The sequence below is a fragment of the Sedimenticola selenatireducens DSM 17993 genome (assembly GCF_000428045.1).
GTDB classification, from domain to species: Bacteria; Pseudomonadota; Gammaproteobacteria; order Chromatiales; family Chromatiaceae; genus Sedimenticola; species Sedimenticola selenatireducens.
In genome coordinates this window covers 1-25627 of sequence record NZ_ATZE01000012.1, presented here as the reverse complement: position 1 = coordinate 25627, position 25627 = coordinate 1, and the positions used below count along the sequence as shown (strand labels likewise).

Annotated in this window: 16 protein-coding genes and 1 tRNA gene; 14 read left to right on the top strand and 3 right to left on the bottom strand. The window is 56.4% G+C overall.

Going from position 1 to position 25627, the window contains the following annotated elements; genetic code table 11:
* Window positions 1–132 precede the first annotated feature (132 nt).
* Both A3GO_RS0110910 and A3GO_RS0110905 read left to right on the top strand, forming a co-directional pair.
* Complete coding sequence (locus tag A3GO_RS0110910) at window positions 133–1449, top strand: alginate export family protein (RefSeq protein WP_051302187.1); 1317 nt, start codon at window positions 133–135, stop codon at window positions 1447–1449.
* A 63-nt stretch (window positions 1450–1512) separates the two neighbouring features.
* Window positions 1513–2925 (top strand): aldehyde dehydrogenase family protein, encoded by a 1413-nt coding sequence (locus tag A3GO_RS0110905; RefSeq protein ID WP_029133426.1) that lies wholly within the window; start codon window positions 1513–1515, stop codon window positions 2923–2925.
* A gap of 334 nt (window positions 2926–3259) precedes the next feature.
* Here A3GO_RS0110905 and A3GO_RS23590 read toward each other — a convergent pair whose 3' ends face one another.
* Together A3GO_RS23590 and A3GO_RS0110895 are read right to left on the bottom strand one after the other, a co-directional pair.
* Entirely contained in the window at window positions 3260–9649 is a 6390-nt protein-coding gene (locus A3GO_RS23590) for an AAA family ATPase (RefSeq protein WP_051302185.1), read from the bottom strand.
* A gap of 4 nt (window positions 9650–9653) precedes the next feature.
* Window positions 9654–10379: a response regulator gene (locus A3GO_RS0110895; RefSeq protein ID WP_029133425.1), complete on the bottom strand. Its 726-nt coding sequence runs from the start codon at window positions 10377–10379 to the stop codon at window positions 9654–9656.
* Between the two features lie 396 nt (window positions 10380–10775).
* Here A3GO_RS0110895 and peaA point away from each other — a divergent pair, with 396 nt between their 5' ends.
* The 8 genes from peaA to A3GO_RS0110855 all read left to right on the top strand — a co-directional run bounded on the left by peaA (window position 10776) and on the right by A3GO_RS0110855 (window position 19875).
* Window positions 10776–12383 (top strand): quinohemoprotein amine dehydrogenase subunit alpha, encoded by a 1608-nt coding sequence (peaA, locus tag A3GO_RS0110890; protein WP_029133424.1) that lies wholly within the window; start codon window positions 10776–10778, stop codon window positions 12381–12383.
* Between the two features lie 51 nt (window positions 12384–12434).
* Window positions 12435–13868, top strand: coding sequence for a quinohemoprotein amine dehydrogenase maturation protein (peaB, locus tag A3GO_RS0110885; protein ID WP_029133423.1), 1434 nt, complete (start codon window positions 12435–12437; stop codon window positions 13866–13868).
* Window position 13869: 1 nt separating this feature from the next.
* Window positions 13870–14193 carry a quinohemoprotein amine dehydrogenase subunit gamma gene (gene qhpC, locus A3GO_RS0110880; RefSeq protein ID WP_029133422.1) on the top strand — a complete coding sequence of 108 codons (324 nt, stop codon included), beginning with the start codon at window positions 13870–13872 and terminating at the stop codon, window positions 14191–14193.
* Window positions 14194–14207: 14 nt separating this feature from the next.
* Window positions 14208–15338 (top strand): quinohemoprotein amine dehydrogenase subunit beta, encoded by a 1131-nt coding sequence (peaD, locus tag A3GO_RS0110875; RefSeq protein WP_245621716.1) that lies wholly within the window; start codon window positions 14208–14210, stop codon window positions 15336–15338.
* A 111-nt stretch (window positions 15339–15449) separates the two neighbouring features.
* A complete protein-coding gene (locus tag A3GO_RS0110870; protein ID WP_029133420.1) occupies window positions 15450–17180 on the top strand; it encodes an ABC transporter ATP-binding protein in 1731 nt (576 codons plus the stop codon).
* The gene (gene qhpE, locus A3GO_RS0110865; RefSeq protein ID WP_029133419.1) at window positions 17173–17847 is read left to right on the top strand and encodes a subtilisin-like serine protease QhpE; all 675 of its coding nucleotides are present in this window, start codon (window positions 17173–17175) and stop codon (window positions 17845–17847) included. Before A3GO_RS0110870 ends, qhpE begins: the two co-directional genes overlap by 8 nt.
* 80 nt (window positions 17848–17927) lie before the next feature.
* A complete protein-coding gene (locus A3GO_RS26120; protein ID WP_051302183.1) occupies window positions 17928–18851 on the top strand; it encodes a hypothetical protein in 924 nt (307 codons plus the stop codon).
* Window positions 18829–19875: a U32 family peptidase gene (locus A3GO_RS0110855; RefSeq protein ID WP_029133418.1), complete on the top strand. Its 1047-nt coding sequence runs from the start codon at window positions 18829–18831 to the stop codon at window positions 19873–19875. Before A3GO_RS26120 ends, A3GO_RS0110855 begins: the two co-directional genes overlap by 23 nt.
* Here A3GO_RS0110855 and A3GO_RS0110850 read toward each other — a convergent pair whose 3' ends face one another.
* A complete protein-coding gene (locus A3GO_RS0110850; RefSeq protein WP_029133417.1) occupies window positions 19876–20394 on the bottom strand; it encodes an FKBP-type peptidyl-prolyl cis-trans isomerase in 519 nt (172 codons plus the stop codon). It abuts the gene before it with no gap.
* Between the two features lie 221 nt (window positions 20395–20615).
* Here A3GO_RS0110850 and alaS point away from each other — a divergent pair, with 221 nt between their 5' ends.
* From alaS to A3GO_RS0110830, 4 genes are all read left to right on the top strand, one after another.
* Window positions 20616–23222 carry an alanine--tRNA ligase gene (alaS, locus tag A3GO_RS0110845; RefSeq protein WP_029133416.1) on the top strand — a complete coding sequence of 869 codons (2607 nt, stop codon included), beginning with the start codon at window positions 20616–20618 and terminating at the stop codon, window positions 23220–23222.
* Between the two features lie 119 nt (window positions 23223–23341).
* Window positions 23342–24574, top strand: coding sequence for an aspartate kinase (locus A3GO_RS0110840; protein ID WP_029133415.1), 1233 nt, complete (start codon window positions 23342–23344; stop codon window positions 24572–24574).
* A 249-nt stretch (window positions 24575–24823) separates the two neighbouring features.
* Window positions 24824–25018 (top strand): carbon storage regulator CsrA, encoded by a 195-nt coding sequence (csrA, locus tag A3GO_RS0110835; RefSeq protein ID WP_029133414.1) that lies wholly within the window; start codon window positions 24824–24826, stop codon window positions 25016–25018.
* Between the two features lie 442 nt (window positions 25019–25460).
* A tRNA-Ser gene (locus tag A3GO_RS0110830) sits at window positions 25461–25551 on the top strand.
* The last annotated feature ends 76 nt before the right edge of the window (window positions 25552–25627 follow it).

Here is a 25627-nt window from a genome sequence, read left to right as displayed (position 1 = left end):
ACAACTTGAACAAATCCGGTTTACAGGAAAAAGCTAGCCTGCATCCAATTGTTCGACCGCGTAAACCACTGGCCGGGTAACAATCCCGCGTTTTTGTGTGACCAAGAATAATCTGCAATCGAGGCTACTGTTATGAGGATAAATAAACGGCGCTGCATAATCAGGGGAGTCGTTGCCGCTGCGTTGAGTGCAACCTGGGGATCGGCATCGGCATTGAATCTGATGAAGAATGACACGTCGGAAATCAATCTGGATATTGAAGCGATATTCGGCGTATTTCATAGCGACGAAAGCTATGCACAACTGCTGGGTACGCCTGGCAGCGTCAGTTGGCAGGAAGGTTATGTCAAGTATGGCTTCAGCGGATCGACCAAAGCTGGTTCCGGGTCGTTGTTTGGTGCCATCAATCTGCTGACCTCAGGAACCTTTGGTGATGGGGATGCGGCCGGATTTACTACCGGTGATGAAACAGAGACCGATTTTGAGGATCTCTATGTCGGTTGGCGCAACGAGATGTTCGAAGTCTCGGCAGGCAGCCAGAATATCACCATAGGCGATGGCTTTCTGATCAACGGTGATGCGCTCAACTTTGGAAAAGGCTTTGAGGCGATTCCCGGTGCGCCCGATATGGATCGGGGAGGGGCTTATTGGTTGGCGGCGCGCAAGGCGTTCAAGAAGAGCCTTATGCTGAAGCTTGGAGGTGATAGTGGCTTCAGGGGCGATCTGTTCTGGCTGGAGTCGGACAATCCCGCCCAGGCCAGCATGGAGTTGGCCGGCCTCAATGTGGAGCATGTATCGGACCACGGAACCGTCGGGGCCTATTTTCTCAAGGGCCTGGATGTGGATGCCACCGAGGCGGCATTTATGGGCCTCACCCATCGTGACGGCCAGCGCACTGCCGGTGTCCGCTTTCAGGGCAGTATGGGTATCGAAAATCTGTTTCTGTCCGCCGAATACGCCAACCAGGATCAGGGTGACAACACACGCCTGGATGCGGATGCCTGGTATATGGAGGCCGGGTGGACCTTCTCCAATATTGCCTGGTCACCCAGCCTGAACTATCGCTACAGCCAGTTTGATACGGGTTTTGACCCGCTGTTCTTTGGCTTTAACCGCGGCTATGGCACCTGGTTCCAGGGCGAGGTGGCCGCCAACTATGCGGGGCCATTCAATAGCGACACCGGCGTCCATCATATCGCCCTGAAGGCAACCCCTATGGAGACGCTGACGGTGGGTGCGCTGTTCTTTGATTTCAACGGTGATTCAAACAGCAATCTGGATGCCACCGAGCTCGACCTGTTTGCCGAATGGGTGGTGAACGATCACCTGATTCTCAGTCCGCTTATCGGTTTCTATAATCCGAAAAATAGTGCCGCCCAAGGGGGTACCCAGCTGGGCAGTTCCGGCACCAGTACCTATTTCCAGCTCCTGACCATCGTGCCGTTCTGACCGGGTATCTCCGGGCGGTCGCGGATCTTTCGCAGGGGTAACGACAATCAATGGATAACGGTTATGAATAGAGAGTACAAGCTGCTTATAGGCGGTGCGTGGGTTGCCGGGGACAACGGCAGCTTTGATGTGCTGAATCCGGCCACTGAAGCGGTGGTGGCGGCATGTCCCACTGCTTCGGTGGGTCAGTTGGATGCGGCCGTTGCCGCGGCGGGCGAGGCATTCAGGCAATGGCAGTTCAGCAGTAATGACACACGCAAGCAGTTACTGCATGACATAGCTGACAAGATTGAAGCCCATGCGGCGGAGTTGGCCGAAATCGTGGTGGCTGAACAGGGTAAGCCGATGTTTCTGGCGCAGGCGGAAGTGGGTGGTGCGGTCGCCTGGACCCGGGCAACCGCAGAGTTGGATATTCCGGTGGAGGTGATTGAGGACTCGCCGGGAAAGCGAATTGAAATGCACCGCAAACCACTTGGTGTCGTCGGTTCCATTACCCCCTGGAACTGGCCGTTGATGATTGCTGTATGGCACATCATGCCGGCGCTCAGAACGGGCAATACCGTGGTGATCAAGCCCTCGGAATTTACCCCTCTGAATACCCTGCGTCTGGTAGAGCTGATTAATGAAGTGGCGCCCAAAGGGGTGGTCAATGTGGTGACCGGTATGAGTGACATCGGGCGGGCCATGAGTGTCCATACCCGGATCAATAAAATCGTCTTTACCGGTTCTACGGCGACCGGGAAGGATATCATGTTCCATGCCGCCAACAATCTGAAGCGGTTGACCCTGGAGCTGGGTGGAAACGATGCCGGTATCGTGCTGCCGGGAACCGATGTGGACGCTGTGGCCATGCCGATTTTTCAGGGGGCGTTCCTCAATATGGGGCAGACCTGTGCCGCACTGAAACGGCTCTATGTGCATGATTCCATCTATGAGGCGATGTGCGGCAAGCTGACCGAGATTGCCCAGCAGCAGCAGTTGGGCAGTGGTATGGATGAGGGTGTCACCTTTGGTCCGGTGCAGAACAAAAAGCAATTGCAGATTGTGTCTGACCTGGTTGAGGATGCGAGAAACAACGGTGCGCGTATTCTGTGTGGTGGCGAGCGCCTGGCCGGCAGCGGTTATTTCTATCCCCCCACCATTGTTGCCGAGGCGAGCGACGGCATGCGGATTGTCGACGAGGAGCAGTTTGGTCCAGTCCTGCCGGTGATTCGTTATAGCGATGTCGATGACGCGGTGCGCCGCGCCAATGACTGTGACGCTGGCCTGGGCGGTTCGGTGTGGGGGGCTGATGTCGAGTCTGCCACACAGGTGGCGACTCGCCTGGAGTGCGGTACAGCCTGGATCAACGGGCATGCCGAGGTATTGCCGCATGCGCCGTTTGGCGGTTGCAAAATGTCCGGTTTCGGGGTTGAGTTCGGCGTCGAGGGACTACTGGAATACACCTCGCCCCAGTTGCTGAACATCAATAAGTAGTCTCCGCGTTTATCCCGTTTAAGCGCTTGTAGGGCAGTGATTTCTCACTGCCCTTTTTTACTGGCTCAATTATGTGTCGATGTTGTTTTAGCTTGACGATTTGCCCGGGGAAGGGGTTATACCGCGAAGCAGAGGATGTGCGTGAGCGGATTTGCCTGGTAGGAGCGGCGCCTCGCCGCGAATTCGGCCCGGGGCGGACCTCCTACAGGTCAAATCCATCTCCGGTGGTCAAGCGTAGCGGTAGGAGTGGCTTCAGTCGCGAATTTTGCGGATAAATCCGCTTCTGCAAAAACAGCACATCGTATGCAGCAGGTAACCAGGATGTAGCCATTTTTCACGCTTCAATGATCATTGCGGCGAGCTGCTGCTCCAGCAGTTCCCGGCTTTGCAAATAGAGCTGTCGAGTCTGGTCTGTATGCAGGACCAGTGCGCTGAGCGGTGCTGAGTGGATATCGGCCTCCAGGCGTGACAATGCATGGCGTACCCCAGTCAGACCGAAATTACCGCTGGCCCCGATCAGCTTGTGTGCCAGTTTGCCGGCCTCGTTGCGGTTGGAGCCGGCAATCGCTTGCTCCAGTTTCATCAGCAGTTCGTCCGCCTGATCATAGTATTTTTGCATCAGTTGTTTGAACTGGTGGTGTCCCAGATGATTGATGTGCTCAGACAGCAGGGTCTGGTTCAACAGCTCGATATTTGCCGATGGCACAGGAGTTACCGGTTTGTCGGATGCCGAATGCCCGTCTCCAAGCGTCCTCTCCATGGTCTCCCTGAGAGTGGAATACAGGAGGGGTTTGCCGATGACATCGTTCATGCCTGACTGGTAATAGCGGGCGACCTCCTCATCGGTGACCGATGCGGTCAGTGCAATAATCGGAATGGAGGCTTTGGTTTGATCAGGCAGACGGCGAATTTGCCGGGTGGTCTGCATGCCGTCCATCCTGGGCAGATGGATATCCATCAGGATCAGGTCGTAGGTGTTTTCTAAAAGCAGTTCGATGGCACGATAGCCATCTGCGGCAACATCAACCTGGTGATGATCCTGCGCCAGCAGGCCGACGGTGACATCCTGGTTGATCGGTGTATCTTCTACCAGCAATATGCGCTTTGCCGAGAGCATTATGGTGCCGGTAGGTAGCGGTTGTGGTGTGCGGTCTGTCTGCAGCGGATAGTTCAGCTGAAACCAGAACAGTGCGCCCTCGCCGGGATTGGAGGTATAACCGATTTCACCGCCCAACTGTTCCACAAGTTTTTTGCAGATCGCCAGTCCCAGCCCGGTACCGCCATAATGACGGGTGATCGAGGAGTCGGCCTGGCTGAAGTGCTGGAATATCCTGTCGCTGGCCTGCGGGGGGATGCCGATGCCGCTATCTTCCACTTCAAAGCGAACCCACAGATCGTCACCGCTGAACTGAATCGGTTTCGCGCCTATTCTTACAGTGCCGTGTGAAGTGAATTTGATCGCATTCGAACAGAGGTTGAGCAGGATCTGGTGCAGTGCCTGGGCGTCACCCATGACCTGTTCCGGCAAGTCTTTGGCCAGATCAATTTCCAGTGTTAATCCTTTTTCATCAGCTAGTGGACGTAGCAGGCCAGCCAGGTCGGTCAGCGCATTTCTGAGTGAAAGCGGTGTGCTGGAAAACTCCATTTTTCCCGCCTCCAGCTTACTGAAATCGAGTACGCTGTTGAGGATGTCGAGCAGGGACTGGCCGGAATGGTAGATCGCCTCGACCTGGCTACGCTGCCTGTCGGTCAGTTCGCCTCTTAACAGCAGCTGCGCCATCCCGAGTACGCCATTCATGGGAGTGCGAATCTCGTGACTCATGGTGGCGAGAAACTGGGATTTTGCCACTGTCTCCGCTTCCGCCTTTTGTCTGGCTATTTCTGCCTTGAATCGGTCCTGCTCGGCCTGTTCCCGGGCCTTGCGGGCGCTGATATCGGCAACCGTACCCTCGTAATAGATCAGATTGTGCTGATCATCCACTACCTTTCTGGCGGAAATGGAGACATGAATCCGATTGCCATTTTTTTGCCTCCACAAGGTCTCAAAGTCTGTGACGCGCGGCTCTGTTTCCAGTAGGGTCAGGATACTGTGTAGATGGCCGCTGTCGCAGAAACATTGGCTGCTGATATCGCTTATGGCATTAATGGAGGTCTTCTGGGGGTCGTAGCCTAACAGTGTAATGAGTGCCGGATTGACGGAGATGATTTCACCCCGTGGAGAAATTCGGAAGATCCCTTCTATGGCGTTTTCAACCAGTGAGCGATATTCCCGCTCGGATTGCTCCAGGCTGCGATAAAGCTTGGCCGTCTCGATGGAGATGGCAGCTTGGGCGGCCAGTACTTTCAGGGTCTCAACGCGCTCTGGTGTGAATACGCCCCTGGCTTCGCTGTTCTCGAGATAGAGAACGGCGGTAAGCTCTCCATGGTACAAGATTGGCAGGCAGAGTATGGAACAGGGTGGTTTGTGTCTCAGGTAGTTGTCCTGGAGAAAAAGTTGGTCTTCGGCAGTGGAGTCGATCACTACACTGCGTTGGGTGCGTGAGACATAGTGGACCAGCGCAAGCGGTAAATCGGTTCCTGCCCCGGACACCGGAGTGCCGGCTCTGGTCCTTTGTTGGCCGTCCATATCGGTGTCGGCGGCAACGATCATTTCGCCTCCCCGGTTAAGCATCAGCACGCTGCGCTGGGCACCGGCGCTCTCCATGGCCAGTGTAATCAGCCGATCCAGTATACGCTCAAGTACAATCTCATCCGCTATGGTATGGGCGGCTTTCAGCACCGAGGTGATATCCAGATTCTGATTGCTGAATTCCCTCGTCTGTTGCTCCTGTGCGTAGTCCGCCTGGACTGCCGTAATCAGGTCTGACTGTTCGGCAAAATTGTGGTTGTAGTACCGGATCATCTGGTCACATTTACTGGCCGCGCCCCAGGCCATGTAGATATTCCAGGCTGCTTGCAAGTTGGCTGTTGCCAACGTCGGTTTTCCCCATTCGATATAGAACCGACCGGTAAGTTCGTTACAGAGGGCCCTGTCCAGGATGAACGCGGTTTTTTCGGCGCTGGTGATGGCATTTTCATAGTAGGCCATTGCCAGTGCTCGCTTCCCGGTGATGCGGCAGAGTTCCGCCTTGATCAATAGAACGTGATGTTTGTGGTTCTGAGGAGAGAAACCGGCGAGTCGTTCAAGCTGTTTCAGGATGCCCCTGATTTTGTGTCGACTGGTTAATCTGCCGGGCAACGGTTGTTCGGTCAACAGGGCAATCTCGGTGAGTGCAGAGAGATAGAGAAAGTAGGGCGCGGTGTAGGTGCCGCTGATATTGCTGAGATACCCCAGACCTTTGCGGCATACGGAGGCGGCCTCAGTATATTCGGCAAACAGATAGTGCAGTATCGCTTTGTAGAAGTAATGCAGACAGATGGCGGTCTTGTGATTATTGGCCTTATGTTGCTGCAGCATCTCCGATTCGCGATAGTATTCACCCTCAAGGCGGCTGGCGGGTTTGCAGTTACCGAGCAGATTATCAATGGTCTGTAGTGTGAAGAGCGAGTACTCTTCCGACTGCTTTTGTCTGGTCAGCCGGATTTGGTGCAGGTACTCGGTCAGTGTCTGTTTCAGGATATCCAGTCTGGGGGCAAGGAAGAAATAGTACTGGATGTAGGTCGCCAGGGCGTACGCACCCCATTCCACATCACCACAATCCAGCGCCAGGTGATGGCCTTGCAGGAGTGGCTCCAGAGTTTCGGTAAGTGGCTGTTTCCAGTGCGCGACATAGGTGTAGTGTAAGAACAGCGTTTTATGATGAGATGTCTTGGAAGGAAGTTGCTGGTCCAGTTTCAGCGCCAGTTGGCCCAGTGCATAACCTTTATCTATCTCGCCGTAATAGCCGCACAGCATACCGCCGTATCCCGCAAATGATTGTGCGGCACAGGGCATCAGTCCGTGCTTTAAGGTCAACTCAACCTGTTTTGCCATAACCAGCGGACGTAATGATGAGCTGGAAAACTTCACGATGCCGAACATGCTGGTTAAAATGGGCAGGGCGGCCTTGATTTGGGGGTTGCTGATTTCCGGTGCTTCGAGAAGTTGGGTTTCCGAGTATTTCCCGAGTTGCCATTGTGTTTTTGCTAACGTCAGGTAAATTCGTAGCCTGCCGGGTGATTCCGGCAGTTGAATGCCGAGCAGGGACAATACTTCCAGTGCAATCTTGAGGGCCTGATCAAACCGGTTACAGGCGGTTTCCGCCTGAATTCTCAATTCATGGATCTTCAGTTGATCCTGCAGCGTATGTGCATGAGACAGGATCTGTTCAATCAGGCTTTCCATCCGAACAAAATCGGAGCGGCCAAACGCGCTCTCGGCCGCCGCGGTATGGATAGCAAGGCTGGTCCGGTAATGGCTTGACCAACAATCTTCCGGCAACAGTTCCAGGCCATGCTGGAAGTATTCAGCCGAACCCTCACAGGCAGCCGATTGCCGGGCTTTGAGGCCGGCCCGGAGGTTCAGTTCCGCCAGCAGGATGCGTTGATCCGGCTGCGATATTATCTCTTTGGCCATATTGAGATGATTGGCGATCTCGAAAATATGCTCATCCAGCTCATTCTCGGGGGTGCTTCGCCTCAATAGTTGGCCAATCTGCAGGTGCAGGGTTTTTCTCTGTCCAGGCAACACCAATGAGTAGGCCGCCTGTTGCACCCTGTCATGAACAAATCGGTACCAGGTCAGCCCCTGGGCATTCGCCTCGGCCATCTGGTACTGCTCATCCAGTGGAATCAACAGGCCATCGGAGAGGCTAGGCCATAGTGCCTGGGTGGTTGATTCGTAATCATGATCATAGACAACGGAGAGGGTTTTAAGATTGAATCGGTTGCCGATACAGGCCGCCAGTTTTAAAACCTGTTGGGTGTCCTGTGGCAGACTCTCTATACGGGTGACCAGTAGAGTAATGACATCATCAGCCATCTCCTGGCTCTGGATGCCTTGTTCATCCCAATGCCATTTTCCCTGTCTGAAAAAGATCAGTTTCTGGTTATGCAGTGAGCCGAGGAACTGCTTCAGGAAAAAAGGATTACCCTGGGTTTTGTGCAGACAGAGGTAGGCGAGTGAGCGGGTCTCATCGGGCTTGCGGTGCAGCGTGTCGGCAAGCAGATGAGAAATTTGCTCCTGGCTGAGTGGTTCGAGCTTGATCTGGTTCAGGCAGCCTTTTGCGTTGTCGATCAGCAGGCGGATTGGATGTGTCGGTCCTATCTCCTGTTCCCGGAAACTGGCAACCAACATCAGATTGGAGAGTGTGCTGCTTCTTGTAAGGCTGTTGATCAGATTGAAAGAGGCCATGTCGGCCCACTGGAGATCATCCAGGAACAGTACCAGTGCCCGGTCATGGGCACTGAAGACCTCCAGCAGACGGATAAACATGCGTGATACCAGGTTCTGTGCCTGGTGTGGTGTGAGCCGCTGGGCTTCAACAGCTTTGCCGATTATTAGTTCCAGCTCTGGAATCAGGCGAATCAGCAGAAAGGCGTTATCGCCCAGAGCAGCCTGTAATCGGGAGCGCCAGAGATCGATCTGTTGTTCCGGCTCTGTAAGTCGTTGTTTGATGAGCGACTGCAGGGCAAAAATGATTCCCGAGTATGGCCGGCTGCGGCGGAACTGGTCAAATTTCCCGCTGATGAAAATGCCCTTCTGTTCGATAACCTGTTCGCGTATTTCATTCACCAGGGTGGATTTACCGATACCCGAGTAGCCGGAAATCAATACCGTCTGTGGCTTGCCCTGCATTGTCTGCTCATACCAGCCCAACAGTTTGCCAATGGTGTGCTCCCGACCATAAAGACGCTGCGGGATAAGAAATCGCTCAGGACGATCCTGGTGCGCAATAGCAAAGGGTTCGATGCCCCCCGTCGCCTGTTGTTGCCGCATGCACTCGCTGAGGTCAGCGGTCAGGCCAAAGGTGGACTGATAACGCTGCGCAGCATCCTTGGCCAGTAGTTTGAGTACGATCGCCGAAAGGGCTTGGGGTATGTCGTGTCTGATCTGATGCAGGGGAGGTGGATGCCTGGCTATGTGACTATGAATCAGTTCAAGCTTGTCCTGCGCGATGAATGGTGGGTGACCGGCCAGCAGTTCGTAGAATATGATACCAAGACTGTAGAAATCGGTTCTGAAATCGATACGCCGGTTGATTCTTCCGGATTGTTCGGGCGCCATATAGGGCAGGGCATCGAGCTGGATCTGAGTGGTCTCTGGTTGTGCCTCTTCGCTATCGAGTTTGGTTGCCAGAGTAAAATCAATAATCTCCACCTGCTTGGTGCGGTGATTGATAATGATATTGTCGGGCGTGATCTGCTTATGTGTGATACCGGCTTCGTGAATCCGGCCAACCAGTTCACTTAACTGATGCATCAACGGAAGCAGTGACTGCCAGTTGCCGGTTTCGTTACGTATAAAGTGTCGCAGCCGGTCGCCGCCCTGATCGTGGAAGACGGTAAACAGTAGCTGTTCGTTCTGTTGGTGGGAGAGCGGCCGAATGACTCCCGGAATATTCAGATCACGCAGCAGATAGTACTCGTGCCGCAGGCGGCTGATGCTGTCATTGATCGGCGTGGTACGGCTCACCTGTTTGATAATCACGGGCAGATTATCCGCATCCCGTTTGGCACGGATAATGACCGATTTGCTCCCTTCATGGAGTAGAGTCAGGCCATGATATCCGCCCAGCCGCAACATGGGCTCAGTCCGGTTTTCCCGCAAACACGTAACCCGCGCCATGTGCCGTGAGGATAAAGGCGGGTTTGGCTGGATTGTCTTTCAGTTTGCGCCGTAACCGGCCGATCAAGACATCAACAGAGCGGTCGTTGGGTGTCCATTCCCGATCACGGATCGCATCCAGTAGCTGGTCCCTGGAGAGGACGACCCCGGGCCGGGAAACCAGCGTTTGCAACAACTTGAATTCACCCTCCGGCAAGCGTTCCGATGTCCTGTCCGGCGCCGATAGCAGTCTTCTACTGCAGTCGAGTTGCCATCCCTCAAAATGGAGCACGTCGGGATCGGCATGATGCATTTTCAACTGTTGACTGTCATGTACACGCCAGAGCAGATTTTTGGCCCGCACCAACAGTTCCCGGGGATTGAATGGTTTGGTGACATAGTCATCGGCCCCCAGTTCCAGGCCGACAATCCGGTCGATCTCATCGCCTTTGCTGGTAACCAGTATAATGCCGACTTTCGACTCCGCGCGGAGCTCCCGGGTAACGGTCAGGCCATCCTTTCCCGGAAGATTGATATCCAGCAAAACCAGGTCGATCTGTTCGTCCTTTACACGGCGCACCAAATCTTCGGCCTGTTCCGTCTCCAGTACATGGTAGCCTTCACTGGAGAAATAACTGACCAGCAGCGCGCGTGAAGCGGCGTCATCCTCAACGATCAGTATGGTGGTCTGTTTGCGATCAGTCTGCATGGCGTGCCTTGTATCGGTGAGGCCGAAGCCGGTCCTGCATGGCTGTTACAGCGGCTATGACGGCGCCTAGTATTTCATACAAAGTGTAGGGAATACCATCCATTGGGCGTGACTTGTCAGGTTATTAAGTAGGGAAGAATATTAGTCATTACTGGTTATCCATGTCGGGCAGAAATATTGAAATGATCTCGTTTACATTTCGTTACACATCGCGACAAATTAGAACATTTCGGCAGAACTTCGTTAACGCAGGGAAGATACTTTAGGCTGGCAATCAAAGGCTGGCAATAGCCCCGGGGGAATTGTCAGTCCTCCCGCCTCTTGGGATGATGAAGTATAGTTGCGCCGGCAATCTTGCGGCGATTTTATAACAATCAAATATGAAGGAGTGGTGGTTTGAAACAGATCAGCAAAAAAAGCGCACTTCTGATCGGTGGGTTTCTTGCCCTTGCTGGGAACAGCGTGCTCTACGCCGCTTCACAGCCTATGAGTGGCGAACAGATAATCCAGAAGCGCTGCATGGATTGCCATAGTGAAACCGGCAACCCGAGTCTGCCTTACTCCAGGATCAGTGAACAGCGCAAAACCCCCGAAGGGTGGCAGATGACCATACAGCGAATGGTCAGCATTCATGAAGCTAAAATGTCGGCGGATGAACGAAAACAGGTACACAAATTCCTTTCCGATACCCAAGGGCTGGCGCCATCAGAGACCACAGCCCTGCGCTATGGACTGGAGCGTGACGGCAACCTGCTGGAAAACAACGATCCCGCCTATGCCGAGATGTGCGCCCGCTGTCACTCCGGCGCCCGTTTTGGCCTGCAGCGCCGTACCGAAGAGGAGTGGTCGCTACTGGTTCAATTCCACATGGGACAGATTCCCACGCTGGAACTGCATTCTTTGGCGCGTGACCGCCCCTGGTTCGATCTTGCCATGAATCAAGTCGTTCCGAAGCTGGCACAGGATTATCCATTTGAATCGGCAGCCTGGAAATCGTGGCAGGCGGCGGATAAGCCGACCTTCGAACATGACTGGGCAATCACCGGATACATACCCGGAAAGGGTGATTTTGACGCGCTGATGCAGGTCCGCGCCAAAGGCGGAGACTTGTATGGTCTGCAAGTCATCGGGCAGTACGCCGATGGCACGCCGCTCACGGGTAGTGGGCAGGCGATTACCTATACAGGCTACGAATGGCGTGCGTCGCTGACGCTGGATGGTATCAAGATGCGCCAGATCCTGGCGGCCAATGAACAGGGAACGCGGATGCAGGGGCGTCTGTTCATGGCGGAGGCGAATGAACTGGGTGCGGCCATGGTGGCGCAGCGGGCGGCCAAAGGGGACCATGCGGTGACCGGCGTAATGCCCTCGCATATTCGACAGGGAGCAAGGCAGGAGATCACTATTGTCGGTGTTGGGCTGAAAGGTACGCCGGCGTTGGGCAAAGGCCTGCGGATAGTCAAGACGCTGTCTGCCGGAGCGAACCGTATTCGTTTGCTGGTGGAGGCGGAAAAGGACGCCGCGGTGGGTCTGCGTGACGTTGCCGTCGGTAAGGCTCAGGCTCCTGCCGCACTTGCGGTGTATGACAAGGTGGCGCGGGTTGATGTTGTGCCCGGCGAGTCGGTTGCCAGAGTCGGCGGCAACGGCACGCCGATTGCCAAGGCGAAATCGGCCTATCGGGCGGTAGGTTATGCTGCCGGTGCCGATGGCAAGCCCGGCACCGAAGACGATGTCCGGCTGGGTTATATGCCGGCCACCTGGTCTCTGAAACCTTTTGATGAGACGGCCAAGGAAGACAACGACCTCAAATATGCTGGTGCTATCGATGCAAACGGTGTGTTTGTCCCAGGTGATGCCGGACCCAATCCGGAACGCAAGATGTCCACCAATAACGTGGGCAACCTGAACGTGGTTGGTACGGTTGATGATGCCGGTAACAAGGTGAGTGGCGAAGGCCATCTGCTGGTGACGGTGCAGCATTTTGTCCGGGCCTCGGTGCTTTAGGTCGGGTTGTGTTTACGATACATAAGCGAATGCAATCCACCGAGGTGAACCATGGATAACCTGACACTGGTCAGACCCAACCTGCATCGGATGGCGGTGGAACGGCATGACATGCTGTTCCATATACCAACCAGCAGCCTGTTTGAACTCGACGAGTTGAGTGGTGCCCTGCTGGATCTGTTTGATGAGCATGGAACGGTCAGCAGGCAATTGATCGACCAACGGCTGAGCACGCATTTTCACCAGGCCGATCTGAGCGAGACGATTGACGACCTGAAGTCCTTGGAAATACTTTGCGATGACGGTAAAGCGGCGAGGTTGAATCTGCCGCCGGTCAGCGTAAAGAACTTTCCGCTTACGACTCTGGTGCTGAATGTCAATACCGGCTGTAATCTGAGCTGCACCTATTGTTACAAGGAGGATCTGGCGACTCCGTCCGATGGGCAGAAGATGTCCTATGAAACAGCCCTCGAGTCGATCGAGATGCTGTTGCGGGAGTCACCGAGGCAGGCGAAGTACAACATCGTCTTCTTTGGCGGCGAACCACTGACCCATATGCCACTGATCCGCAAGGTGGTGGCCTATTGTGAAAGCCGCTTTGCAGAGCTGGGGGCCAAGCCAGATTTCACCCTGACCACCAATGCCACCTTGCTGACGCCCGATTTGATTGACTGGTTCAAGCAACACCGGTTCGGACTCACGGTTTCCATGGATGGACCGCGCAGCCTGCATGACCGGAACCGGCTGACGGTCGGTGGACATGGCACTTATGACCTTGTCAGTGAAAAGGTGAAAATGTTGTTGGAGGCCGGTATGTCACGTCCGGTCGGCTGCCGGGTAACACTTACTCACGGAGTCATCGATGTGGCGGCCATTTTTGACCACCTCCACCACGACCTGGGATTCCATGAAGTCGGTTTTGGTCCGGTGACCTCCGGTGATATTGCGGCATTCAATCTTCGACCGGATGAGCTGCAGCAGGTGTTTGAGGGCATGAAGCGCCTCGGGCAGCGCTATCTTGAGCAGGCGCTGGAGAATCGCAGTCTCGGCTTTGGCAATATGCACCAACTGATGACCGATCTGCATGAAGGTAATAAAAAACAGCTGCCCTGTGGGGCGGGCGTAGCACTACTGGCGGTGGACACGGAAGGGGGACTGAATCTCTGTCATCGCTTTACCGGTTCCGCGCTGCCGAAGTTTGGTACGGTTCGGACGGGTATCGACAAGCCCCGCCTGGCCAGTTTTGTGGAACAGCGCCTGGATCGCACTGACACAGGGTGTGAGACCTGTCGCATCCGCAATTTCTGTTCCGGTGGCTGCTATCACGAAAGTTATGCAAAAACCGGTGATCCAGCCGTACCGACCTACCATTATTGCGACCTGATGCGAGACTGGATTGATTTTGGTGTGCAGGTCTATTCACGGCTCATGCTCGAAAATCCCGGTTTTTTCGAGAATCACGTATTACCCAGGAGGAGTTTCTGAAATGAAACATCTGAAGTCTATAAATAAAAAAGCCAAAACAGTGGAAGAGGCAGTCAGTCGGGAAGAAGTTGAAGAGGTGATGGCCATGCAGACGGTTGTCGGTTGTACCGCGACCACCGATCCGGGCTGGGAAGTGGATCCGTTCGGCGGTCTCGCTTCACTCTGCGCGCCAATGGAGTCGGATCTGTATGGCTGCGCGGACGCCTGCTGGTGGCCTGCCCAGGTACCGGACACCATGAGCACCTATCCGGATTGGTCCAAGGGGATAGATAAGGCAAATGTTGACTGGCGTAAGCTGGATGGCATCTTCCCGGAAGATGAGTGATGGAGATGAGTTTGATGAAAACCAAAAAAAGAGCTGTACGGGCATTGCTGGCACTTGCCGGAGTGGGCGTAATCCTGTCGGGTTGTCATGGCAACGTGAAACAGGCCGCCACCACGGCGCCCCATGAGTATCTGTTGACGGTGACCCGGCCGAATCAGCTGCAGGTAATCGACACCCAAACCAACAGCATCACCCGCTCCTGCGATGTCCCCGGCTATTTCGGTGCGGGCTCAATCGCCATGTCGCCGGATGGCCGTATCGCCTATGTGTTGTCCAACAAGTGGGAAGACATATACGGCTTTGATATTACCGACTGCAAGATGGTCTTTTCCGCCAAGCAGTCAAGTAGTGACGTGATTGTGAAGACGTTCTTCTCATTGGCCGTCAGTCCCGATGGCAAGGAGCTCTATACCGTACAGAATCCGGTGCGTGAGCTGGATGACCGTTATGAGGTCATGCAACCGCAGCTTGCCGTGTTCGATACGACGGCGGGGCTTGATGTGCAACAAAGCCGCAGCTGGCCGGTAGATCGTCGCATCACCAAGATTGCCACCATGGATAACGGTGAGGTGGTTTTGGGAGGCGCCGATCTCAAGGCGATTGATCCGCGGACCGGAACGGTGCGTGTCATCAGTAAACTGCAGAACTGGGAACGGGGTGCGCGCTGGCTTACGCCGGATGCCTTCGCTGTCTCTTCCCAGGGTGAGCATGTGGGTGAATACATCATGGCCTATGTCACCGCAGAGTTTAAGGATGACAGTATGAACTTTGAGACTGCGGACTGGTGGTGGGGCATGAGCCGGGTCGACCTGAAGTCCGGTGCGGTGGAGCAAATGGAGACGGTCCCCTTTCAGTTCATTGTATTCAGCTGGGTATCCGATCCGCACGATTCCAATATCATCTATGGTGCCTTCAATACGCTCTCCAAGCACAACATCAAGGAGAAGAAAACCCTGGCCGTAACGGATATGGATCACACCTATTACACCATCAACATGACATCGGATGGCAGCACTCTCTATGTCGGAGGAACCTCCAGCGATATCTCGGTGCATGACCCCGAGACGCTGAAGAAAATTGGCAGCATTCAACTGCCGGGTGATATGTCTACCGCGGATATGCGTCTGGTGAGATTGCAGGAATAGCCAAGTGATGTTCCCGCCAGTTCAGCCCCCCATGGCGGGGGGCTGTTTTATCCAGCGGCGGATCCGTCGCGCGAAGCACCGGGATGTGCTAGCGCGGATTTCCGGTCGGTCATGTTCGATCGGCTGATTCGCTCCAGCGAGCCGAACACACAAGCGGCCGCACGAGCCGCTTTGGGCTGGGTGTACGGCTTTGTCTGGCCCATGCGGTATCGCATGTTGGTGCTGCTGCTGCTTTCACTGCTGGCCACTGCTCAGGTGCTGTTGCAGCCCTGGTTGACCAAGGTATTGATTGACGACGGATTGCTGGCCGGTGATCGGGATCTGCTGGTCAATGTAGCGCTTGTGATGATTCTGATCGGGATCCTGGGCATGGCGCTGTCGGGCCTGAATCGCTATCTGCATACCCTCCTGTCGGGACGCATCCTGTTCCGGTTGCGCGAAGATCTCTACCGGCATCTGCAGACCCTGTCGCCCACGTTTTACGGTGAGCGCCGGACCGGAGATATCCTCTCCCGTCTGGACGGGGATGTGGCCGAGATCCAGCGCTTTGCCGTTGACTCCCTGTTTGCCGCCATCTCCAGCATTCTGGGCCTGATTGGGGCGGTGGTGTTGATGTTGATGCTCTCCTGGCAGTTGTCGCTGATTGTAGCGTTGTTGATCCCCATCGAAGTGCTGTGGATGCGCTGGATGCGGCGTAAGCTGGAGCAGCGAACCCGGACCCTGCGGGAGCGCTCGGCCGATCTCTCCTCTTTCCTGGTGGAGACCCTGCCGGCGATGAAGTTCATCCAGTCGGTTGGCCAGGAGGCGCGTGAGGCCAGGCGCCTGGGCGGACTTGGCGACCACTATCTGGGGGATCTGATCAAGCTGCAGATGACCGAGTTCTTTACCCGTGCCGTCCCCGGTATGTTGACATCCCTGTCCCGGGCGGGCGCCTTTGTTGTCGGCGGGTTCTGGGTGATTGACGGGCATTGGCAACTGGGTGCGTTGATTGCCTTCTCCACCTATCTGGGTATGGCCATTGGTCCGGTGCAGAGCCTGTTGGGACTTTATGTGTCGATCCAGCGGGTTTCTGTGAGCCTGGGTCGCGTGGCAGAGTTGCGTTTCAGCCCGGCAAGTGTGACGCCGCCCGATACACCGTGTCCATTGCGGAAAACAGGCGGGGATATTGTGTTTGACGCAGTCTCCTTCGCGTATCCCGGGCGTACCCAGCAGGTGTTGCAGGGGTTGAATATCGCTATTCCTGCCGGCAGCAAGGTGCTTCTGACCGGGCGTTCCGGCGTCGGCAAGTCGACCCTGATTGACCTGTTGCAGCGTCACTATGATCCGCAGTCGGGACGCATCCTGCTGGATGGTGTTGATCTGCGTGACTGTGATCCGCAAGCGATCCGCCAACGGGTGGCGGTGGTGAGTCAGGATATTGTGCTGTTTCGCGGCAGTCTGTTTGAGAATCTGCGTTACGCAGCGCCGCAGGCGGATGAGAACGCGATACTGGCCGCCGCCATGCGTGCCCGGCTGGGAGAGCTGATCGAGCGCCTGCCGGAGGGTATCTCCAGTCAGGTTGGTGAAAGGGGCGTGCAGCTGTCCGGCGGGCAGAAGCAGCGGGTGGCGATCGCCCGCGCCCTGTTGCAGGACCCGTTGGTACTGGTGTTGGATGAGGCAACCTCAGCCGTCGACCAGGAGACGGAGACAGAGATCATTGCAGCGGTGGATGAGCTGTTTGCCGATCGTACCCGGATACTGATTAGTCATCGTCCCGCGCTGTCCGATGCGACATCGATAGTACTAAAACTGGATGACGGGGTGATTGAGGTGTTGCCCCGGCCGGAGATGGCCTATGAATAGGGTGGTCACGGTGGGTGTGGTGGACAGCGGCTTCAGCCGTGATCAGGCGCAGACTGTTGATTGTGCCGCGGCCTTCGTGGTTGATTCCGAAATGCTGGTGCAGCGTGAGACGCAGTACGACTGCGTTCAGCACGGAACAGCCGTAATCCGCGCCATCACCACGACAGCCCCGGCCGCCCGACTGGCGGTGGCCCAGGTGTTTACCGAGCGCTTTACCACCACACCATCCCAGGTCGCGGCGGCTATCCATTGGTTGCTGGAGCAGCAGGTGGATCTGATCAATCTCAGTCTCGGCCTGCGGGCTGACCGGCCGGTTTTGCAGGCGGCCTGTGCGGCAGCGGCAGCAGCGGGAATACCGCTCTGTGCCGCCACCCCGGCGCGCGGTGATCCGGTGTTTCCCGCCGCCTATTCCGGTGTACTGCGCATGACAGGTGACGCACGCTGTAAGGAGACCGAGTGGTCCTGTCTGGAGACGCGCTACGCCGACTTCGGTGCATTTGTCCGCAGTTCGGACAGTCGGGTCGCCGGGGCCAGTATCGGTACCGGCTATCTGAGCGGGCATATCGCGGCCTACCTCGCGACCGGCAGAGCGGCGGATGTCGATTCGATCCGACGTTATCTGCGCGAAAATGCCTGCTATTTCGGTGCCGAGCGGCGGACAGGATGATGCTATGTCCGGGTTTTTCGTATCACAAGACCGAAGCGGTTGTATGTCGGGTCGACCGAATAAGGTGAGAGGAGATTGACATGTCGTTGGTGAATGCCGCTGTGTCCGAGCCAGAGCTGGCCTTTACGCTTTGTGATGCTGCGCTACTGGAACGTCTGTCCGGTCTTTCCATGCCGCTCACGGCGCGTGACTGCATGGCGGCTCTGGGTTGGCGCGAGACTGTGCTGCCCGAAAAGCTGGCCGACCGTGCGCTTGACCGGATTCATTTCGGTAATGAATTTTGTGAACGTCTGTTGCCGCACCGTCCCCAGCTTGAACGGGTAGTGGATTGGAGCGTCGAGCAGGGTCTCGGTGTCACCCTGTTGACGCCGATGCTGGCTGATCGGGGAATCGACCTGTTGCCCCGGTTGTTGGAGCGGCTGCCTGAACAGAGCGAGGTGGTGGTCAACGATTGGGGTGTGTTGCGACTGCTGAGGGAGCAATTCCCCCGGCTGTGTCCGGTAGCGGGACGGCAGATGGGCAAGATGATCAAGGATCCGCGCCTGCCCTCGGCGGAGTGGGCCAGTGCGATACCGCCGGGGATGCAGTCGTCGCTCTATCCGAAACTGATGCGGCGCTTCGGAATCGAGTCGGCGGAAACAGATATCCGTCCCTTTGCCGAGCCGGCCGACCTGCAACCCAACGGCTTGCGGCTCTCCGTGCACCTTCCTTATGGCTACACCCTCAAGGGGCGTATCTGCAAACCGGGCTCGCTGTCGCTGGACAAGCAGCAAAAGTTCATGCCTGGACACAGTTGTCAGAAGGAGTGTCTGGTCTATTTCAGCCGCATGCAACGGACCGGTTGCCAGAGTCCCCATGAACTGCCCAGCTTCCTGCGTGGCAATACCATCTTCTATCGCCATGGGGAAGAGCAACAACGGGTGTTGGCAGAGGCACTGCAACAGGGTTGGGTCAATCGATTGGTACTGGCGGGAGACTGGAATGAAAATCGTTGCGCCGATTAGCAAGGCAGAAGAGTTGGAGCCGGTTCTGGAGGCGGGTGCCGATGAGGTGTTCTTCGGTATGGTGCCGCAGGAGTGGACCCGGCAGTTCGGCATCTCCACGGTAAGCCGTCGGCTGTTCGGCAACATCAGAGAGTATGCCGAGATGCAGTGGATCATCGCTACCGCCCATGCGGCCGGGAAACAGTCCATGCTGACCCTGAACGCCCAGCACTACACCGAGCCGCAGATGCAGTGCCTGATCGAGCTGGCGCGACGCTTTGCCGGCGAGGGGGGGGATGCCCTGATCCTGGCCGATCCCGCTCTGCTGATGGCGGTGGTGGAGCTGGATCTGGGTATCCGGATTCACCTGAGCTCCATCGCCGCCTGCCGCAACAGTGAGTCGGCCCGCTTTTTCGGCGAGCTGGGGGTCGACCGGGTCATCTTTCCACGCTATCTCAAGCTGGATGAGATCCGGGATGTTGCCGCCTCCCTGCCGGACATGGAGTTCGAGACGTTCATCCTCAACGACGGCTGCATTTACGAGGAGGGGGTCTGTCACACCATCCACCTGCCGCAACAGTATGGCGGTCCGATCTGCATGGATGCCTATCAGTACAGTTTTTACCGCGCCGACGGACAGCGTATAGACAAGGCAATACAGCAGGCGCTGTTGCAGAACGAGGCCGATTACAAGGAGTGGACCTGGTACAAATTCAGTTGCGGTTTTTCGACCTCTGAACAGGGCTACACCTTCGGTCCCTGTGGTCTCTGCGCCATCTCCCGGCTGGCCAGGGATGGGGTGACGGCGATCAAGATCGCCGGGCGGGAGGCGCCGCTGGAACGCAAGCTGAAGAGTATTCAGCTGGTGCGATCGGTGCGTGACAGGGTGACTTCCGGTGCAACGGCGCAGGCCGTTTATGACTATGCCTCGAATGTACGGGCTCGGCCCGAGCTGTGCCACTCGGGCTACATGTGTTACTACCCGGAGGTGCTGGAGGAGGTGGAGTGTGGCCAGCCCGGGCTGCGTGTGGCTTTGCCCAAATGACTACTTGAGCTCCACCGTCACGCTCTTTTTCTGCTCCTTGGCATAGATCTCGTCCATATCCTGAACCTGGCCACTGGCCAGCTCTTCCTCGATGGCGTCGCGTACCTCGACAATCACCACATCCATCTGGATTGTGACACCGGCCAGCGGCGGGTTGGCATCCACCACCACACTCTCCTCATCCACCTTGACCACGGTGACTACCACCTCGGTATCATCGCGGCGGGTCTTGAAGCGGCTGCCGACCGCGATTTCACCCGCCATGCGGAATTGCTCCCGGGGGATTATCTTGATCAGCCGCTCGTCGGTGGCACCGTAGGCCTGTTCCGGGGTGAGAGTGATCTGCAGGCGTTCGCCTATCGATTTTCCTTCCAGGGCCGCTTCCAGAGCCGGAAAGACCGCGCCGCGCCCCTGGATGAAGGAGACGGTATCCCCATTGTCCGAGGTATCCAGCAGATTGCCGAGCTGGTCGGTCATGGTGTATTCGATGGTCACTACCTTGTCGTTGTTGATCTGCATCTTGTCGCCCCGGTGTATGCTCAAATGGCCGGACATCTTAAGGCGGATTGTGCCGATGTCCAAGCCGGACGGTTTTCGGCGGGAACCGTCTTCATCAGGCAGGCTGGCGCCGGGCCGGGTCTATTTGTTCTCCCCGGTCGATTTCCGTAGAATTGCAGGTGACAACTCCAGTGGTTCTGCCTAATATCCACCATTTCGTTTAATCACAAAGTCTAGCCTGTATGAAGACCAGCGCCGAATTACGCACCGCCTTTCTGAATTTCTTTATTGAGAAGGGACATACCGAGGTTCCCAGCAGTTCGCTGGTGCCCCATGACGATCCCACTCTGCTGTTTACCAATGCCGGTATGGTGCAGTTCAAGGACACCTTTCTGGGGCGGGAAAAGCGTGACTATGTGCGTGCCACCACCTCCCAGCGTTGCGTGCGCGCCGGTGGCAAACACAACGATCTGGAAAATGTCGGCTACACCGCCCGTCACCACACCTTTTTTGAGATGCTGGGCAACTTCAGCTTTGGTGACTATTTCAAGTGCGAGGCGATCAAGTACGCCTGGGAGTTCCTGACCGAGGAGCTGGGTCTGCCGGAAGAGAAGCTCTGGGTGACGGTGTACGAAGAGGATCAGGAGGCGGAGGATATCTGGCTCAAGGAGATGAAGATCGATCCGACCCGCTTCTCCCGTTGCGGCGCCAAGGACAACTTCTGGTCCATGGGCGATACGGGGCCCTGTGGCCCCTGTTCCGAGATATTCTACGATCATGGTCCCGACGTGTGGGGCGGCCCTCCGGGTTCGCCGGAAGAGGATGGCGACCGCTATATCGAGATCTGGAACCTGGTGTTCATGCAGTTCAACCGGGATCAGTCGGGTGAGATGACCCCGTTACCCCGTCCGTCGGTGGATACCGGCATGGGGCTGGAGCGCCTGGCGGCCGTGCTGCAGCAGGTGCACAGTAACTATGAAATCGATCTGTTCCAGCATCTGATCAAGGCTGCCGCAGAGGTGACCGGATGCATAAATCTGGAAGAGAAATCCCTGCGGGTCATCGCTGACCACATCCGCTCCTGTGCATTCCTGATCGTGGATGGCGTGCTGCCCTCCAATGAGGGGCGTGGTTATGTTTTGCGCCGGATAATCCGGCGCGCCATCCGTCATGGCTACATGCTGGGCAAGAAAGATCCCTTCTTCCATAAACTGGTGGCACCCCTGAGTCAGGAGATGGGTGACGCCTATCCCGAACTGCCCAAGGTGGCCGATCAGGTGACGCGGGTCTTGCGTCTGGAAGAGGAGCGGTTTGCCGAGACCCTGGAACAGGGAATGAAAATCCTTGATTACACCATCCAATCGCTGGATGGCAAGCAGATCCCCGGCGAGACCGTGTTCAAGCTCTACGACACCTACGGTTTCCCCACCGATCTGACCGCGGATATCGCCCGCGAGCGGGATTTGACCCTGGATATGCCCGGTTTTGAACAGGCGATGGAAGCGCAGCGGGAGCGGGCGCGTGCCGCCAGCCAGTTCGGCAGTGCCCAGCAGGTGGAGATCAATCTCGATGGCGCCACTGAATTTACCGGCTACGAGAAACTGGAAAGCAAGGCGACCATCATTGCCTTGTTCCAGGATGGTCAGTCCGTCGATACCCTGGGCGACGGCGAGGCGGGGATGGTGGTGCTGGACCGCACGCCGTTCTATGCCGAATCCGGCGGTCAGGTGGGCGATGAGGGCGTCCTGGTATGTGGTGACACCCGGTTCATCGTTACCGATACCCAAAAGCAGGGTGGCGATGTGTTCGTTCACCACGGAAACTTCCAGGGTGACTCGATCCAGGTCGGTGCCGAGGTGGTCGCCCGGGTGGATGGTTACAAGCGTGCCGCCACCGCACTCAATCACTCCGCCACCCACCTGATGCACGCCGCGCTGCAGCGGGTGTTGGGCGATCATGTCCAGCAGAAGGGTTCGCTGGTCAATGCCGAGCGCCTGCGTTTCGACTTCTCCCACTACGAGCCGGTCAGTCGTGACCAACTCAGGGCGATCGAGCGCATGGTCAACGAGCAGATCCGGGAGAACCATGTGGTGCAGACCCGCATCATGTCCCTGGAAGATGCCAAGGCGAGCGGAGCGATGGCGCTGTTCGGCGAAAAGTACGGCGACAATGTGCGGGTGTTGCGCATGGGCGACTTCTCCACTGAGCTTTGTGGCGGCACCCACGTCAAGGCGGTGGGGGATATCGGCTTGTTCAAGATCGTCTCGGAAACCGGTATAGCCTCTGGCGTGCGGCGTATCGAAGCGGTAACCGGCGCGGCCGCTATTCAGTGTGTGGAAGAGGATGAAACGCGGCTGCAGCGGATCGCGGATCTGGTTAAATCCGGTCGTGACGATGTGGCGGAAAAGGTCACCCAACTGGTGGAACGCAGTCGGCGCCTGGAAAAAGAGCTGGAACAGCTGAAGGGCAAGCTGGCCAGCTCCGCCGGCAGCGATCTGGCCGGTAGCGCCGTCGAGGTGGCCGGTGTCAAGGTGCTTGCAGCCAAGCTGGATGGGGTCGATCCCAAGGCCCTGCGCGACACCATGGATCAGTTGAAAAACAAGCTGGGCAGTGCCGTGATCCTGCTGGCGGCGGTCAGCGGTGAGAAAGTCAGTCTGGTGGCCGGTGTCACCAAGGACCAGATCCCCACCCTGAAGGCAGGCGATCTTGTGAAATTCGTTGCCGAACAGGTAGGCGGAAAAGGTGGTGGCCGGCCCGACATGGCGCAGGCCGGCGGCAGCGATCCTGCCGCGCTGCCAGGAGCCCTGGCTTCGGTTGAGGGATGGGTGCGCGAATCGCTGGGACAGTAAGCAGCATCTGTTTACGAAACCGTGGAAACCACCCTGCTTTTATTGTTTAATTAGCGCCCTTCGGACGCCCGGCTTCTCGCCGGGTGAATTATGTAACTGAAAAGCGAGTAGCAGAATCAATGGCCCTTATCGTACAGAAATACGGTGGCACATCGGTCGGCAGCATCGAGAGAATACAGGCTGTTGCCGAAAAGGTCGCGGCGGCGAGAAACCGTGGCGATCAGGTGGTGGTGGTGGTCTCCGCCATGTCCGGCGAGACTAACCGGTTGATCGCGCTGGCCAAGGCGATAGAAGAGCACCCCTCGGCGCGTGAGATGGATGTGCTGGTATCGACCGGCGAGCAGGTGACAATCGCACTGCTCTCCATGGCCCTGCACAAGATCGATTGTCCTGCAAAATCCTATACCGGTGGACAGGTGCATATCCTGACCGACAGCGCCCACAGCAAGGCGCGTATTCAGGATATCGATGACATCAAGGTCAAGGCCGATCTGGATGCCGGTTGCGTGGTGGTGGTGGCCGGGTTCCAGGGTATTGATGAACAGGGTGCAATCACCACACTGGGACGCGGCGGCTCTGACACCACGGCAGTGGCCCTGGCGGCGGCCCTGAAGGCCGATGAGTGCCAGATCTTCACCGATGTGGACGGTGTCTACACCACCGACCCACGGGTGGAGCCAAAGGCCCGCCGCATGAGCAAGATTTCGTTTGAAGAGATGCTGGAGATGGCCAGCCTCGGATCCAAGGTTCTACAGATCCGGGCGGTTGAATTTGCCGGTAAATACAATGTACCCCTGCGCGTACTATCGAGTTTCGAAGAGGGCGAGGGAACCTTGATCACCTTTGAGGACAAGGGTATGGAAAACGCAAAAATTTCAGGGATCGCGTTCAACCGCGATGAGGCCAAACTGACCATCCTGGGTGTGCAGGATCAACCCGGTGTGGCTTATCGGATACTGGGTCCCATCTCCGATGCCAATATCGAGGTGGACATGATCATCCAGAACATCGGTCAGGATGGCACCACTGACTTTACCTTTACCGTGCATCGCAACGATTACGACAAGGCCGTGTCCATCCTGAACGATGTGGCGAAGGATCTGGGTGCACGGGAGGTAATTGGCGACAACGCTATCGTCAAGATTTCCCTGGTGGGTGTGGGCATGCGCTCACATGCCGGTATTGCCAGCTCCATGTTTGCCGCGCTGTCGAAAGAGGGAATCAATATCCGCATGATTTCCACATCCGAAATCAAGATCTCGGTAGTGGTTGACGAGAAGTATCTGGAGCTGGGCGTTCGTGCGTTGCACGAGGCCTTTGACCTGGCGGCAGAACCGGCAAAGATAGGCTAGAGTTTATCTATACGGACTAGTCAGTTCCGTCTGCCAGTGCCGCAGGTCCATTTTGCATTGCGATTAAACCTTTAATTCACTTTTTTCTCAATGTGTTAGCTGGTAGAATCCCTTCGCTCTTTCACCACATCTCCTGTGGGGTAAGTGCTTGGTTGGCGGCGTTTCCTTTCATTGTCCGGAGGATGGAGTTCCTCAGAAGGGCTGTGTTTGAGGCGCCACAGTTGGAAATTTAGACAGGGAGATTGGACGATGTTGATCTTGACACGCCGCGTAGGCGAGACTCTGATGATCGGCGACGAAGTGACCGTAACGGTACTGGGCGTCAAAGGTAATCAGGTCCGTATCGGTGTCAATGCCCCACGTGATGTAACCGTGCACCGTGAAGAGATTTACGAGCGCATAAAACGTGAACAGCAGACTGACCAAGATATAGTAGACGAGTAAACCGTTTGCTTGTGCGGGGCCGTTCAGGCCCCGCAATATTCATACCCTTAGTTGGACGCGATGGCTGCGCCGTGTGGTGCGGATTTGGCCTTAAAACGGCAAAAACAAAAGCCGTTTTTAAGTGAAATTCATAGAAGCAATACGAAAAAAAATGGGTTAGAATACCGCCTCTTTTGGGGTGCAGGGTGACGCCCGGCTTGTTCTGTATAGCAGGACGGCCCCGAAGAGGTGAGGTGCGAAGCACCGAATCACGCGCGCCCCTGATGGTCCGTAAGGACCATTGAACGTGTGAACTGATTTAGGAGAGCTGGCCGAGTGGCTGACTAGGATCCGCAGGATCCTGAACGTCCGGAGGACGGCCCCGAAGGGGAGAGGTGCGAAGCACCGAATCACGCGCGCCCCTGATGGTCCGTAAGGACCATTGAACGTGTGAACTGATTTAGGAGAGCTGGCCGAGTGGCTGAAGGCGCGCCCCTGCTAAGGGCGTATACGTTAATAGCGTATCGAGGGTTCGAATCCCTCGCTCTCCGCCATTATTCTGGACGGTAACAGAAGTTCAGTAACCGTGGGCAGTTGGTTAGTCCACGATTCGAACCCTCGATTCATAAG